Source organism: Streptomyces lydicus (assembly GCF_000717345.1).
In the GTDB taxonomy this organism is placed as follows: Bacteria; Actinomycetota; Actinomycetes; order Streptomycetales; family Streptomycetaceae; genus Streptomyces; species Streptomyces lydicus.
The window spans coordinates 59,431-73,902 of the sequence record NZ_JNZA01000005.1; the positions used below are offsets into that span (position 1 = coordinate 59,431).

At 72.6% G+C, this 14,472-nt stretch carries 11 protein-coding genes; 3 read left to right on the top strand and 8 right to left on the bottom strand.

Features of this window, described 5'->3' with window-relative positions:
• Window positions 1-31: 31 nt before the first annotated feature.
• The 7 genes from OO62_RS05660 to OO62_RS05690 all read right to left on the bottom strand — a co-directional run bounded on the left by OO62_RS05660 (window position 32) and on the right by OO62_RS05690 (window position 7,394).
• Window positions 32-1,282, bottom strand: coding sequence for a sensor histidine kinase (locus OO62_RS05660; protein WP_033266104.1), 1,251 nt, complete (start codon window positions 1,280-1,282; stop codon window positions 32-34).
• Window positions 1,279-2,016, bottom strand: a complete 738-nt coding sequence (locus OO62_RS05665) for an ABC transporter permease (protein ID WP_033266105.1) — start codon at window positions 2,014-2,016, stop codon at window positions 1,279-1,281. Before OO62_RS05665 ends, OO62_RS05660 begins: the two co-directional genes overlap by 4 nt.
• The gene (locus tag OO62_RS05670) at window positions 2,013-3,011 is read right to left on the bottom strand and encodes an ABC transporter ATP-binding protein (RefSeq protein ID WP_078617029.1); all 999 of its coding nucleotides are present in this window, start codon (window positions 3,009-3,011) and stop codon (window positions 2,013-2,015) included. Before OO62_RS05670 ends, OO62_RS05665 begins: the two co-directional genes overlap by 4 nt.
• Before the next feature lie 162 nt (window positions 3,012-3,173).
• The gene (locus OO62_RS05675; protein WP_033266107.1) at window positions 3,174-5,363 is read right to left on the bottom strand and encodes a hypothetical protein; all 2,190 of its coding nucleotides are present in this window, start codon (window positions 5,361-5,363) and stop codon (window positions 3,174-3,176) included.
• A 215-nt stretch (window positions 5,364-5,578) separates the two neighbouring features.
• Window positions 5,579-6,118: a DUF6113 family protein gene (locus OO62_RS05680; protein ID WP_033266108.1), complete on the bottom strand. Its 540-nt coding sequence runs from the start codon at window positions 6,116-6,118 to the stop codon at window positions 5,579-5,581.
• A complete protein-coding gene (gene mshB / locus OO62_RS05685; protein ID WP_051732782.1) occupies window positions 6,115-7,086 on the bottom strand; it encodes an N-acetyl-1-D-myo-inositol-2-amino-2-deoxy-alpha-D-glucopyranoside deacetylase in 972 nt (323 codons plus the stop codon). The genes OO62_RS05680 and mshB overlap by 4 nt, the downstream gene beginning before the upstream one ends.
• A 113-nt stretch (window positions 7,087-7,199) precedes the next feature.
• Complete coding sequence (locus OO62_RS05690) at window positions 7,200-7,394, bottom strand: hypothetical protein (RefSeq protein WP_033266110.1); 195 nt, start codon at window positions 7,392-7,394, stop codon at window positions 7,200-7,202.
• A gap of 231 nt (window positions 7,395-7,625) precedes the next feature.
• Between OO62_RS05690 and OO62_RS05695 the strand changes: the two genes are divergently transcribed.
• Window positions 7,626-9,818 (top strand): prolyl oligopeptidase family serine peptidase, encoded by a 2,193-nt coding sequence (locus OO62_RS05695; RefSeq protein ID WP_033266111.1) that lies wholly within the window; start codon window positions 7,626-7,628, stop codon window positions 9,816-9,818.
• A 54-nt stretch (window positions 9,819-9,872) separates the two neighbouring features.
• Here the strand turns inward: OO62_RS05695 and OO62_RS05700 are convergent, their stop codons facing one another.
• Window positions 9,873-10,994 carry a hypothetical protein gene (locus OO62_RS05700; protein ID WP_228332527.1) on the bottom strand — a complete coding sequence of 374 codons (1,122 nt, stop codon included), beginning with the start codon at window positions 10,992-10,994 and terminating at the stop codon, window positions 9,873-9,875.
• A gap of 486 nt (window positions 10,995-11,480) precedes the next feature.
• On the opposite strand from OO62_RS05700, the gene OO62_RS05705 reads away from it, so the two are divergent.
• Complete coding sequence (locus OO62_RS05705) at window positions 11,481-12,515, top strand: ABC transporter permease (protein ID WP_078617030.1); 1,035 nt, start codon at window positions 11,481-11,483, stop codon at window positions 12,513-12,515.
• A 106-nt stretch (window positions 12,516-12,621) separates the two neighbouring features.
• Window positions 12,622-14,421 carry an ABC transporter substrate-binding protein gene (locus OO62_RS05710; protein WP_033266114.1) on the top strand — a complete coding sequence of 600 codons (1,800 nt, stop codon included), beginning with the start codon at window positions 12,622-12,624 and terminating at the stop codon, window positions 14,419-14,421.
• The last annotated feature ends 51 nt before the right edge of the window (window positions 14,422-14,472 follow it).

A 14,472-nucleotide genomic window follows, 5' to 3' on the forward strand; every position in this document is an offset into this window, starting at 1 on the left:
GGGCGGGATCGGCGGACCGCGCTACGTGGGGCTACGCCTGGCCCGGCAGCGGCTCGGGCGCGGCGTCCGCGGCGGGCGGCGCGGGCGGGGAGGCGGCCGGGGCGCGCAACGGGACGTAGGCGCGCAGGGCGAAGCCGCGGCCGTGCGGTGCGGCGCCGGTCTCCAGCCGGCCGTCGGCCAGGGCCAGGCGTTCCCGCAGGCCGCCCAGGCCGTTGCCGTCGTGGCCGCCGCCGCGCGGCGGCCCGGTGCCGTCGTCGATGACGGACAGGCACAGGTAGCGGCGCTCGTCGGCCTCCCACTCCTCGGTGAGCAGCAGCTCGCAGCGGCCGGCGGCACTGTGCCGTACGACGTTGGTGACCGCCTCCCGCAGTGCCCAGGCCAGCGCGCCCTCCCCGTCCGGCCCGAGGCCCGGGTGCTCCCGTTCCAGCGCGGGGTCGATGTCCGCGGTGATCGCGGCGGTGCGCAACGCGGCACGCACCCCGGCCAGTTCGACGACGAGGCGCGGACGCCGGTAGCCGGTGACCGCCTCGCGGACGTCGACCAGCGCCTGCCGGCTGACCTGCTCGATGTCGGCGACCTGCTGGGCGGCCTCCGCCGGCTTGTCCGGCAGCATCCGCCCGGCCAGTTCGCTCTTGAGGGTGATCAGGGAGAGCGAGTGGCCGAGGAGGTCGTGCAGGTCCCGGGCGAGGCGCAGCCGCTCCTCGTTGGCGGCGAGCCGCGCGACCTCCTGCCGCGCGGCGCGCAGCTCCTGCGTCGTACGGATCAGGTGCTGCACGCCGACCATCGCGAACCCGCTGAGCAGGCAGGGCAGGGCGTAGGCGAAGAGGTAGATGCGCACGTCCGGGAAGCGCATGCCGATCAGCACGAGGGCGGCGGTGAGCGCGGGGATGGCCCACCGCGACGTGCCGAAGGGCTGGGTGACGGCCACCGCGACGCAGACGAAGGTGAAGAGCACCAGCCAGTCCGGGCCGAGCGTCCAGGCCAGCAGCGCGGCGAGCGCCGCGAGGAGGACCACGGCCGCCCGGATCACCCCGCTCGGCACCGGCCGGTGAGCCATGTGCCGGAAGACCAGCACGAAGTAGACACCGACGAACGTCAGGAGACCGCCCCAGCCCAGCGCCTCGCGGGCCGGGGACATCCCGCCCTCGGCGAGGGTCCCGATCGGGCCCGCCAGGTACAGGAACCAGATGACGATCCAGCCGGCCTTCACGAACGCCTGGCGGCGGGTGCGGGGGGCCGCTCCGATCATCACCGGGTTGCCGTCGGTCTCCGGTCCGTTCATGCCCGGCGGGTGTCCTTCCGGTACAGCCAGGCCGCGCTGCCGGCGAAGACCAGCAGGTAGCCGGCGAGGAGTGCGATGTCCTTCGCGTGCGGTGCGCTGCCGGCCTCGACGGCGGTGCCGAGCGCGGCGTACGCGTGGGTGGGCAGCCACTCGGCGATGTTCTGCACCCACTGCGGCAGAATCGTCAGCGGCATCCACAGGCCGCCGAGGAACGCCAGGCCGAAGTAGAACAGCATCGCAATCGGCCGGACCGCGTCGCCGGTGGCCAGGTAGCCGATGGCGACGCCCAGGGCCGCGAAGACGAAGCTGCCGAGCCAGGTGCCCACGGCGATGGCGGCCCACTGCCAGGCGTCGAGGCGGACGCCCTTGACCAGGGCCGCGACCAGCAGGACGAGCACGATGGACGGCAGGCTGACCGTCGCGGCGGCGGCGATCTTGGCGGCGACATAGCCGCGGCCGGGCAGGGCGGTCAGCCGCAGCTGGCGGACCCAGCCCTTCTCGCGCTCCTTGGCGATGCGCTCGCTGTTGCCCAGCAGCACGGCGGTCATGGCACCGAATGCTGCCATGGAGACCATGAAGTACAGCCCCATGTCGAGCTTCATACCGGGTATCGGCTTGCTGTCCGCGCCGCCGGCGATGATCAGGTAGAGCGCCGGCGGATAGATCACCGAGAAGAACATGAACTTCTTGTTGCGCAGTGCGCGGATGATCTCCAGCTTGATCAGAGTGGTCATCGGGCCGCCTCCTCGGCGGTGGCGGGGGCCTGGTCGGACGCGGTGGTGAGGGCGATGAACGCCTGCTCCAGGCCGAGGCCGGAGACTTCGAGGTTGTGCGGGTAGAGGCCGAGGCCGTACAGCGCGTGCACGGTGGCGTCGGCGTCCTGGGACTGGATGCGGACCGTCCGGCGGCCCGAGCCCGCGCCGGCGCCGCTGTCGGACACCGCAAGGGAGGTCAGGGACGGCAGGCCCCGCAGCGCGTCGCGGTCGACCGGCTCGTCGAGGTCGAAGGTGACCCGGCGGGCTCCGGCCCTGGCCTTGATCTCGGCGGCGGTCCCGTCGGCCAGCACCCGGCCGCGGTGCAGCACGATCACCCGGTCGGCGATCTCGTCGGCCTCTTCGAGGTAGTGCGTGGCGAAGAGGACGGTACGGCCCTGCCGGGCCTGCTCGCGCATCGCGCCCCAGAAGGTCTGCCGGGCGGACACGTCCATGCCGGTCGTGGGCTCGTCGAGGACGATCAGGTCGTTGGCGCCGGCTGTGGCGAGGGCGAAGCGCACCCGCTGCTCCTGGCCGCCGGAGAGCTTGTCGACCATGCGGTCGGCGATCTCGGTGATGCCGGCGGTGGCCATGATGTGGTCGAGCGGATAGGCGCGCGGGTGCAGGTCGCGGGCCAGCCCGACCAGTTCCTTGACCTTGACGCCCTCCATCAGGCCGCCGCTCTGGAGCATCGCGCCGACCTTGCCCTGCTCGATGGCGCGCTGCGGGGTCGTACCGAAGAGCGTCACGGTGCCGGAGTCGGCGCTGCGCAGGCCGAGGAGCAGGTCGAGGGTGGAGGACTTGCCGGCGCCGTTCGGGCCGAGGAGGGCGACGGTCTCGCCCGGGTGCAGCTCCAGATTCAGGTCGGCCACCGCGCGCACCGCGCCGTAACTCTTGTTGACCTGGCGGAAGCTGACCACGGGTGACCCGCCCGCCTCACGGGCGGGGGTCGCTGCGGTGGTCGCTGTGGTCGTCATGGCATTCAGCTTCGGGGATCCGCGCGCGCGGCGGCAGTGTCGCCCGTACGCGGTACGGCATGACATCTGTCATGGGTGAGGCCCCCTAGGGGTCTTCCGGGGTGAGCCGGGAAGACCGCCCGTGGGGGCCTCTGACCTGCCGGCACCCGGCGTGACGGGGCGTCAGCCGCCGTCCGCGCCGATGGTCTGGACCCGCTGGGCCGGGGTGGTGCCGAGCAGTGCCTTGCCGACCGCGCTGGCCACCTCCTCGACGGTGACCGGCTTCTTGGAGCCGTCGCCCTTGGTGAGCAGCACGCCGTTGAAGGTGTCGCCGTAGAGCTGCTGGAGGGCCGGCCGGTCGTAGTACGGCACGAGGTCGCCGTTGCTGCCGACCTTGAAGGACAGGAACTTCGGGATGGACTTCTGCGGGCTGAACGAGACCGTGTGCGTGGCGTCCGTACGGACCGTCACCAGGCCGGCCATCGCGGGCTCGGCGTACTGCTTCATCGCCTTGTCCACCGCGGCCTTGCTGACCTGCGGCTGCTGCGTGCTCGCGGCGAGCACGACCGGCGAGTTGGTGCCGGTGGCGGCGCGGTCGCGGTAGGCGTCGGCGATCTTCTCCTTGGAGGTCTTGACGTCGATCGCCTTGTGCGGCACGCCGTAGTGCGGCACCGCCTTGCCGTTCTCGAAGGTGATCCCGCCGTCCTCGGCGGCGCCGCCCTCGCCGGCCACGTTCTGGAGCGCGATCTGCAGCTTCTCGTCGTCGACGATCATCGCCGGTTTGGCGGTCCGGGTGCCGCCGAACAGCGAGCCGATGACGGAGACCGGGTTGTAGTCCCGGCCGGACGCGTCGCGGACCGTGGCCTGGAGGTCGATGTCGAGACCCGCCTTGGCGGGCTCCAGGGTGGCGGGCTTGCCGTCGACGGTGAGCTTCAGCGGCGCGGTGCGGCGGTCCTTGAGGGCCGCCTCCAGCTTCTTGACCGCGTCGTCCTTGGTGGTGCCGCCGATGTCCACGCCGAGCGCGGTGGTGCCGTTGGGCACGTCGGCGTGGTCGAGCAGCAGTCCCGCGCCGTAGGCGACGCCGGCCAGGACGACGACGGCGACACCCACGAGGACGAGCTTGTTGCGGCCCTTCTTCGGCGGGTTGATCGGCTCGGGGATCTTGGGCCGCGGCTTCGGTGCGGCGCCGTGGTCCTCACCGGCCGGGGCGTGGGCGAACGGCGACGGGGAGGCCGGGCCCTCGGCGCCGGGCACCTTCGGGATGCCGCTGACGAGGGTGTCGCCGGACACCCGGTCGTGGCCGCCGGGGCCGCCGCCGACGTCGTTCCGGGCGCCGCGCCTGCCCTTGGGGGCGCCCGGCGCGGCGGCGCCGCGGCCACCGGGCAGACCGCCCGTGATGCCGCCGCCGGTGCCGGCGCCCCTGCCCGGGCCGGTGAGCGGCGCGGGCGGCTGCGGGGTGAGTTCCGCGGTGTCGTCGCTGATCCCCGGCGGGGTGCCGGGGCCGGCGAGCGGGTCACTGAAGCCGGGCGGGAGGTTGAGCGCGGACTGGCCGCGGGCCGGGCCGGTGGTCGGACCGCCGGGGCCGGCCGCCGGGCCGTCGAAGGGGCTGTGGTCGCGGGCGACACCGGGGGTGTCGAACGGCGAGTCGTCCCCGCGGGGCTCGTTGTCGAACGGCGAGTCGTCCCCGCGGGGCTCGTTGTCGAACGGCGAGCCGCCGCCGGGCCGGGCGCCGCCGTCGAAGGGCGAGCCGCCACCGGACCGGGCGCCGCCGTCGAACGGCGAGGCGCCGCCGGACGGTTCCGGGTTGTCGGAGAAGTACGGCAGGTCGGGCCGCTGCGGAGGCTTGGCGCCCGCGGACCCGCGCGGCGGGGTGGCGCCACCGGGGGCGGGGGGTGCCGGATGGGAGCCGGTGCTCGACGACTGGCCGGACGGGCCGCCCTGCGTCTTGCGCGGCGCGAACCAGTCACTGGGCCGCTCGGACCTGGCACCCGCCGCGGCGTCGTCCGCGGGGACGTCGGGGCGGGCGGTGTTCGCGGTGCGTTCCGCGGCCCGCTCGCCGCCGCGCGGGGCGCGGGGCGTACCTCGGGAGGCGGCGGAACCGCCGGACCCGGTCGATCCGTTCATGCCGGACTCCTCACCGACGGGCTTGCGCACGACGACCGGCGGGATGGGGCGCGACCCCGGAATGTTGATCTTGATCCGCGTCGTCAGTGTGGTCTCGGTCTTGGGCTCCTCCGGCTGCATCGCAGCTCCGGGTGCCGGCGTCTCGTCGGCGTCCCCCCTGGGCGAGCCGTACGGCGGCGTCCCGGACGGGTACGCGGCTCCGCCACGGCCCCGGGGGCCGGAGGACGAACTGTCAGATTCACGACTCAAAGCAGGTTCTCCCGGTTGGCTCCGCCGCTCGTCAGAGATGATCCCCGGTCCGAAGCCGGGGGGTGCCCCCAGGGCGGCGCGACGGCGCGCACCACCATACTGTCCGCCGCGGGCGGACACCCGGGGAGCGTACGAACACCGCCGCCACGGGCGATACCCCGGTGCCGGGGCCGGGCGCCCTCACCCGCGCGGCATCCGTCCCCATTTGGACCACGTCATCCGCCAACTCGGCCGGCCTGCACGCCCATCATGCGCCGCTGGGTCGCGGTGGCGCAGATCACAGCGATGAGGATCCCGCCGAGCAGGAAGACGTACGAACCGGCCCCCGGGCCGAAGAGGAAGTCGCCCTCCGGCCGGACGTCGCTGAGCAGCAGGAACACCGTCACGAGCCAGGCCGCACCGGGCACCAGCACACCGGCCGAGGTGCCGGTGGCGGCGGCGCCCCCGTAGAAGAGGCCGCCGACGCCGCACAGCGCCAGCGCCAATCCGCCGGGGAACCACGCCGCTTGCACCAGCGTCCCGGCGCACGCGACCAGCACGGCCGCCACCAGGAGCAGCAGGTAGACGCCGATCCGTCCGGCCGTCAGCGGCGCGGCGCCGCCGACCGGGACCGCCGAACCGCCGGTGCGGGCCTGCGGCCGGGCGCCGGACGCCCCGCCGGAGCCCGCCCGGGACCGCTGCCCCTTGGCGCCGCCGCCCTTCCCGCCGGCCGGCGGGGTGCCGTCAGCGCCGTTGCCGCCCTTGGCCGTGCTCATTCCGCCGCCTCCTCGATCCGGGCACGCTCCTCCGTACCCACCGTCTCACCGACCCCCGCGAACAGGTCACCCTCCCGGCCGCCGGCCGCGGGAGCGCCCGGCGTGCCGTGCACCAGCTGATAGTGCTCGGTGCCGAACAGCGGCTGCCCCAGGTCGTTGGAGAGCGCGAAGAACGGCCCGTCGACCGCGATCTGGGTGTAATGCGCGCGCATCGCCGCGGTCTTCGCCGCCCGGTGCGCCGCCGAACCGGTGATCGACGCGGTGACCTCGGCGTCCGGCAGCACGCCGGGCACGTCGTCGACGGTGGCGATGCCGGGGAAGCTCCGGCCGGCCGCGCGCAGCCGCTCGAAGCCCTCCTCGACCACGGAGCGGGGGTTGCAGTTCCAGTAGATCTTCTCGATCGCGTGCGGCCCGCCCAGGTCGGGCCGGAAGTCCGCCCGCGCGGCGAGCTCGGCGCCGCGCATGGCGACGCGGTGCGCCTGGATGTGGTCGGGGTGGCCGTATCCGCCGTTCGGGTCGTAGGTGACCAGGACCTGCGGCCCGACCTCGCGGATGACGGCCACCAGGTGGGCGGCCGCCTCGTCGAGCGGGGCCTGCCAGAAGCAGTCGGGCCGCTGGTTCTGCGGGGCGCCCATCATGCCGGAGTCGCGGTAGCGGCCGGGCCCGCCGAGGAAGCGGTGGTCGGTGACGCCGAGCGCGTCCATCGCGGCGGCCAGCTCGTCGACGCGGTACGGGCCGAGGGTGTCGTCGCGGTCCGGCGCGAGGTGGGCGAGCTCGGGCGGGATGACCTCGCCCTCCTCGCCGCGGGTGCAGGTCACGAGGGTGACCAGCGCGCCCTCGGCCGCGTACTTGGCCATGGTCACGCCGTTGTTGATCGACTCGTCGTCGGGGTGCGCGTGCACCAGGAGGAGACGGCGGGCGGGCCGGGAGGACCTCGCAGCGGCAGCTGGGGACGGGTGGGCGGTCATGCCGACAGCCTACGAGCCGGCCGGCCCGCCCTCACCCCGCGATCCCGGTGGTCGCATGCCTGGCGGCGGGGCGGACCACCGGAGGGGTGGGAGCGGGCCGGTTCGCGCGCGGCTCAGAACCTGATGCCCCCGATCATGCTGGCGACGTTCGTCGTCAGCGTCTTGACCGACGGCGCGATGGACGAGCTGGCCAGATAGAAGCCCAGCAGCATGCAGACAAAGGCATGGGCGGCCTTCAGCCCGGATTTCTTCACGAGCAGGAAGACGATGATCGCCAGCAGCACCACCGCCGAAATCGAGAGTGCCACGGCGGTTCACCTCCAAGTACACACGGTCCGGACAGAGTTGTGGTGCACCGGCCCGCGTCCACGGACCCGCGCACCGGGTATGCCAAGGGCTCTTTACCCCGTACCCACTACGCGCAAGGGATCATAACTTTCCGTCCTAGCGCATAAGTCGGAGCACGGAAGCAGAGCAGGGGCGCACACGATCTTCACGAGCGCGACCGTGGTGAGCCCCGGCCCCCGTAGGCTCGCCCCATGACCGGACAGCCTTCGTTCCCGCGGCAATCTGCCCGTACGCAGCGCTTCACTCTGGGCGCTCCGCGCGGCTACACCCTCTCCCCCGACGGTGCGCGCGTCGTCTTCCTCCGCTCTTCCTCGGGCACCGATCGCAGCCAGCAGTTGTGGGTGCTCGACGTCGAGGAGGGGCGGGAGTTCACCGCCGCCGACCCGCGGGCCCTGCTGGCCGGCGCGGAGGAGGACCTCCCGCCGCAGGAACGGGCCCGGCGGGAGCGCAGCCGGGAGGGCTCGGCCGGCATCGTCGGCTACGCGGCGGACTCCGCCGTGGAGTTGGCGGCCTTCTCGCTCTCCGGACGGCTGTTCGTCTCCGAACTGCGGGCCGGCACCACCCGTGAACTCCCGGTCCACGGGCCGGTGGTCGACCCCCGCCCGTCGCCGGACGGCCGGCACGTGGCGTTCGTCGCGGAGGGGCGGCTGCGGGTGGTCGCGGTGGACGGCGCGGCCACCTCGGACGACGGCGGGACGGCCGCCGGATCCGGTGGCGTACGGACGGACCGGGTGCTGGCGGAGCCCGACGGGCCCGAGGTGAGCTGGGGCCTGGCGGAGTTCATCGCGGCCGAGGAGATGGGGCGCTACCGGGGCTTCTGGTGGTCCCCGGACAGCGACGCGGTGCTGGCCGCGCGGGTCGACGAGGCGCCGGTGCAGCGCTGGTGGATCTCCGACCCGGCGCATCCGGACCGCGAGCCCGCCCGGGTCGCCTACCCGGCGGCCGGCACCGCCAACGCCGAGGTCACCCTGGCCCTGTTCGGCCTGGACGGCTCGCGCACCGACGTCACCTGGGACACCGTGCGCTACCCCTATCTGGCGCGCGTCCACTGGTCGGCGGCCGGCCCGCCGCTGCTCCTGGTACAGGCCCGCGACCAGCGCGACCAGCGCTACCTGACCGTCGACACCGCGACCGGCGCGACCCGGACGGTGCACGAGGACGAGGACGAGGTGTGGGTCGAGCCGTTCCCGGGCGTGCCGGCCTGGACGCCGGACGGCCGGCTGGTGCGGATCGCGGACGAGGGCGGTGCGCGCAAGTTGTTCGTCGGCGCCCGGCCGCTGACCGGGGCGCCGCTGCACGTGCGGGCCGTCCTGGACATCGGTGAGGACGACGTGCTGTTCTCCGCGAGCAGCACCGACATGCACGACATCGGCGTCTACCGCGCCTGGTTCCGCGGCAGCGGCGACCAGGGCGGCTGGGAGCGGGTGGGCGCGCGGCCGTATCCGACGGTCTCCTCCGCGGTCCGCGGCGGGGCGCTGACCGTGCTGTCCCAGGCGTCGCTGGAGCGGCCCGGCACCCAGGTGGACGTGGTGCGGCTGGACCCCGACGGCGGGGAGAAGACCCTCGCCACGATCGGTTCGTACGCGGAGGAGCCGGGGATCACCGCGCGCCCCCGGCTCGTCCTGGCCGGGGAGCGGGAGATCCCGTGCGCGGTGCTGCTGCCGAGCGGCTACACGGAGGGCGACGGTCCGCTGCCCGTACTGCTGGACCCGTACGGCGGTCCGCACGGCCAGCGGGTGGTGGCCGCGCACCACGCCCATCTGACCTCGCAGTGGTTCGCCGACCAGGGGTTCGCGGTACTCGTCGCGGACGGCCGGGGCACCCCGGGCCGCTCCCCCGCCTGGGAGAAGGCGATCTCCCGGCGGGTCGCCGAGGTCGCCCTGGACGATCAGGTGCATGCCCTCCAGGCGCTGGCCGGTTCCTTTCCCTTCGACATGGAGCGGGTGGCCATCCGCGGCTGGTCCTTCGGCGGCTATCTGGCGGGGCTCGCGGCGTTGCGCCGGCCGGATGTCTTCCGGGCCGCGGTGGTGGGCGCGCCGGTGACCGACCTGCGGCTGTACGACACCCACTACCAGGAGCGCTACCTCGGCCACCCCGCCGAGGAACCGGCGGTCTACGCCGCGAATTCGCTGCTCACGGACGAGGGACTGTCCGGGGCGGTGGAGCCGCACCGGCCGATGCTGATCGTGCACGGCCTCGCCGACGACAACGTGGTGGTGGCGCATTCGCTGCGGCTGTCGTCGGCGCTGCTGGCGGACGGCCGGCCGCACGAGGTGCTGCCGCTGTCCGGCGTGACCCATATGACGCCTCAGGAGCAGGTGGCCGAAAACCTGCTGCTGCTCCAGGTGGACTTCCTCAAGAGGTCGCTGGGGATGACCGGGTAGCGCCGGGGCGGTCCCGCGGGCCGAGGGGGCGCGCGGCCGGGGCCCCGGTCCGGCTCACCAGCCCGGCGGGAGAGTGGACGGCGGGGGCGGGGCGTGCGGGGGCCGCACCGCCCCCGGGGCGGAGCCGTACGCCAGCGCGCCGCCCGCTCCGCCGGTGGCCGCCGGCACCCCGCGCCGGAAGGCCACGAGCAGCACGGTCAGTCCGGTGACCGCCAGGAAGGCGGCGGTCGCCAACTCCAGGCGGTCGGTGCCGGACAGCGCGGCGAGGCGGTCGGCCCGCCCGGTGTGCACGGCGAGGGCCAGCGCACCGGCCCCGTGGGCGCACAGCAGCGCCGCGGCCGCGACCGCCGCGGGCCGGGCCCAGGAGGCCCGGCGCAGCGCGGCCACCGCGGCCCCCAGGGCCAGCAGTGCGAGGACCGCCGCGTGCCAGTGCGCCGGCGGCGGCGGCAGGGCGGGCAGATCCGTCGCGTCACCGAGCAGCGCCTTGCGGTAGCCGTCCGCGCCGAGCGCCGGCAGCCGGTACAGCTCCCCGCCGGCGACGGTCAGTCCCGCGGCGGCCAGCAGGACGCCCACGGTGCGGGCCGGGCCCTTGCGGGAACGGCCGGGCCGGCCCGGGTCGGCCGCCTGCGGCACCGCGCGGACGACTCCGTAGGCCGACGGGGCCGTCTCCGGCCCGCTCGCCGGGCGCCCCCGGTGGCGGCCGGCCCGTCCGGCCCCCCGCCGGCCCGCCGCGACCACCACGAGCAGGGCGGCAGCCAGGGCCAGTTCGGCCAGGACGGTCCGCTGTGCCCACGACGTGAGACCGGTGTCCGTGCCCGGGAGCCGGCCCACGCCCGGCATCCAGAGCAGCGGGGCGCGCAGCAGGGCGGTGGCGGTCGCCAGGGAGAGCAGCGTGCCGGCGGCCACCGGCGCGGGGACGGCGCCGCGCAGCGCGGTGACCGCGGCGGTCAGCGCGCCCAGCGCCAGCAGCGGGTCGAGCAGGGAGGACGCCGGGGCGGTGGCGTCCCGCGGTCCGCGGGCCCCGCCGAGCCAGGCCCACCACACCTCCGCGCCGGGCCGGGCGGCGGTGAGGTCCCGGGCGGCCCAGGCCGCGCCGAGCAGTGCCAGCATCAGGCAGAGCAGCACGCCGGTGGTGCGCGCGCCGCCGGTGAGAACGCGATCCCGCACTGTGGACACGGCCCGCCCCCCGTCCGTGTCGGTGTATCAGGGTCGTCCACGGCGCCCCGGTATACGAGGCGTCCACCGCAGGTCTACTGCAGTCGCGGCCCGGGGACAACAGACCCGATCGGGGCCCGGGGCGAAACGGGTACAAAACGGCAACCGGCCGGGACGCCACCTGGCGTCCCGGCCGGCCTACGGCACCCGCACGGCCGTACGTTGTTCATCATGGCGCGTCCGTATATCGGTGTTGCGACAGTGAAGTTGCCTTCATGTAAAAGCGGTTGGGGCGCATATGTCCCCCATGCCGTATATCGTGCCCCCCTGTCAAGCACGCCCTTGCGTCAATCTGCGCAATCTTCGCTCAAGAAGTAGACGACCTGTTGACGAGCACACCCGATCCCCTTGACTCCGCCATAAATCACTTGCGAAAGTCCGCTCATCCAGCGGTGCGACCGGCGCCGCTTCACGTTCCAAGAGAACTCGGCGCGGGGGCACTTCGCGATGACTAGTCCATCCCAGACCGCGGCTACCAAGTCCGACACCCCGGGACTTGGACCCAAGGGTCTGAAGAAGGCAAAGAACAGCAAGGGCGGTGAGCTCGTCGGCCGTTCCCCGGGCCAGCTGATGTGGACGCGCTTCAAGCGCGACCGCACGGGTGTGGTCTGCGCGATCGTCGTGCTCGCGTTCTTCGTCATCGCCGCACTGGCCCCCGTCATCGGCGCCCTGTACGGCAAGGACCCGTACACGCTGTACGGCAACAACGATCCGAACCTGCTCGACGAGTTCGGATACCCCGCCGGGGCCAACGGCGGCATCTCGCCCTCGCACTGGTTCGGCATCGAGCCGCAGCTGGGCCGCGACGTCTTCATGCAGCTGATCTACGGCATGCGGATGTCGCTCGGCATCTCCGTCGCGGTGACCATCCTGACCGTCGTCACCGGCATCATCATCGGTGTGACGGCCGGCTACCTCGGCGGGAAGACCGACTACTTCCTGAGCCGGGTGATCGACTTCCTGCTGGCCTTCCCGAGCCAGCTGACCTTCGTGGCGTTCATGCCGGTCGTCGTGGCGCTCTTCGTGCCGCCGGGCGACGAGACCCCCACCTACGTGCGGGTCTGCGCGCTGATCATCGTGCAGTGGTTCCTGGGGTGGATGGGCCTGGCACGACTGCTGCGCGGTCAGGTGCTCTCCCTGCGGGAGCGCGAGTTCGTGGAAGCCGCGAAGATCACCGGCGCCTCGCCCTGGCGGATCATCCGCAAGGAGCTGCTGCCGAACGTCGTCACGCCGGTGCTGGTGCAGAGCACGTACATGCTCCCCCTCTTCGTCACCGCCGAGGCGGGCCTGTCCTTCCTGGGCGTCGGCATCATCGAGCCGACCCCCGACTGGGGCCGGCTGTTCCAGGCGGGCGCCCGCTTCTACGAGAACGACCCGACCTTCCTGCTCTTCCCCGCCGCGGCCATGCTGATCTTCGTGCTGTGCTTCAACCTCCTCGGAGACTCGGTACGCGACGCCTTCGACCCCAAGTCCGGGCGCTGATCGTCCACTTGAGGGGGGCTTGCTGTCACCCCCACCTGCCGGGCCTGCCCCGGATGCTTCAGACAGCACATCTGGACCCCAACAGACAGGCAGGTGCTTGGAACTCATGAACGCACTTTCTACGCGCAGAGCACGCGCGGTGATCGTGGCCCTGGCGGCCGGTTCACTCGCGCTCACCGGCTGCAGCGGCGGCAGTGGCTCCAACAAGGACAAGTCGCAGACGGACGCGGACGCGGCGGCGCAGGCCAAGGCGATCCCGATGGGCACCGCGGCCGACTCCACCGGCCCGGCCGTCCCCGTCAAGGGCGCGCAGTCCGGTGGCACGCTCCGCGTGTACCAGCGTGACAGCTACAACCACCTGGACCCCGGTCAGATGTACGTCAGCGACATGAAGGCGCTCTCGCAGCTGATCTTCCGCGGGCTGACCTCCTTCAAGCAGGACGACAAGGGCAACGCCAAGGTGGTGGGTGACCTCGCCACCGACGCCGGGCAGATGTCCGACGGCGGCAAGACCTGGAAGTACACGCTCAAGGACGGCATCAAGTTCGAGGACGGCAAGCCGATCACCTCGAAGGACATCCGTCACTCCATAGAGCGGCTGTACGCCAAGTTCATCACCGACGGCCCGACCTACGTCCAGACCTGGCTGTCGGGCGCCGGCACGTCCTACCGCAAGGCGCTGCCGGACGGTCCGTACAAGGGCGACCACCTGCCCAAGAGCGTGCTGGACACGCCGGACGACAAGACCGTCATCTTCCACTTCAAGCAGCCGCAGTCGCAGCTGCCGTACGCCCTGACGATGCCCGGCTACAGCGTGGTCCCGGACAGCGCCAAGGACACCAAGGACGCCTACGACGTGGCGCCGGTGTGCTCGGGCCCGTACAAGATCGCCTCGTTCAAGTCCGGCAAGGCGATGCAGCTGGTGCGCAACAAGAACTGGGACCCGAAGACGGACCCGATGCGCCACCAGTACCCGGACGGGTACAACATCACGTTCAACCACCAGGCGTCGGACTCCACCAAGCGGCTGATGTCCGACCAGGGTGAGGCCAAGAACGCGGTGAGCTTCACCAACTCGGTGGACCCCACGCTGACCAAGGACGTGCTGAGCAACGCCAGCGCCAGCAAGCGCCTGGTGCAGGGCTACCAGCCCTACGTCTGGCAGATGAACTTCAACATGGACCGCATCAAGGACAAGAAGATCCGCGACGCGATCACCTACGCGCTGCCGAACCAGCAGATCGTCCGGGTCAACGGCGGCAGCTACGGCGGTGAGATCGCCGGCGGTCTGCTCGCCCCGACCGTGGCGGGCTACAAGAAGGGCTACGACCCCTACGGCAAGCTGTCGCACCCGAACGGTGAGCCGGAGAAGGCCAAGAAGCTCCTCAAGGAGGCCGGCAAGTCGGGCATGAAGCTCGTCTACGCCTACTCCAACACCGAGTCGCGCCAGAAGGAAGCCGTCGTCATCGAGGACGCGCTGACCAAGGCCGGGTTCAACGTGCAGAAGAAGGAGGTCGACGCGGCCTCCTGGTACGAGCAGATGGGCAAGGTCGACAACGGCTTCGACATCTACATGACCGGCTGGGGCCAGGACTGGCCGGACGCCTCGACCGTGATCCCGCCGTCGTACGACGGCACCACGATCCAGGACGGCGCCTCGAACTACTCCCACGTCAACGACAAGCACGTGAACTCCGAGATCGCCCGGATCTCCAAGATCACGGACGTCGCCAAGGCGACCGAGGAGTGGCAGAAGCTGCACCAGTACATCGTGGAGAAGGTCAACCCGGCCGCCCCGGTCTTCTACACCAAGGTCCTCCAGCTGTACGGCTCGAACGTCGGTGGCGCCCGCTACAACCTGGACGTCAGCTACCTCGACCCGAACACCCTGTACCTGAAGAAGTAACCGAAGCGACCGCTTCAGGCACCACCACCGCATGACGAAGGCTCTCCGGAC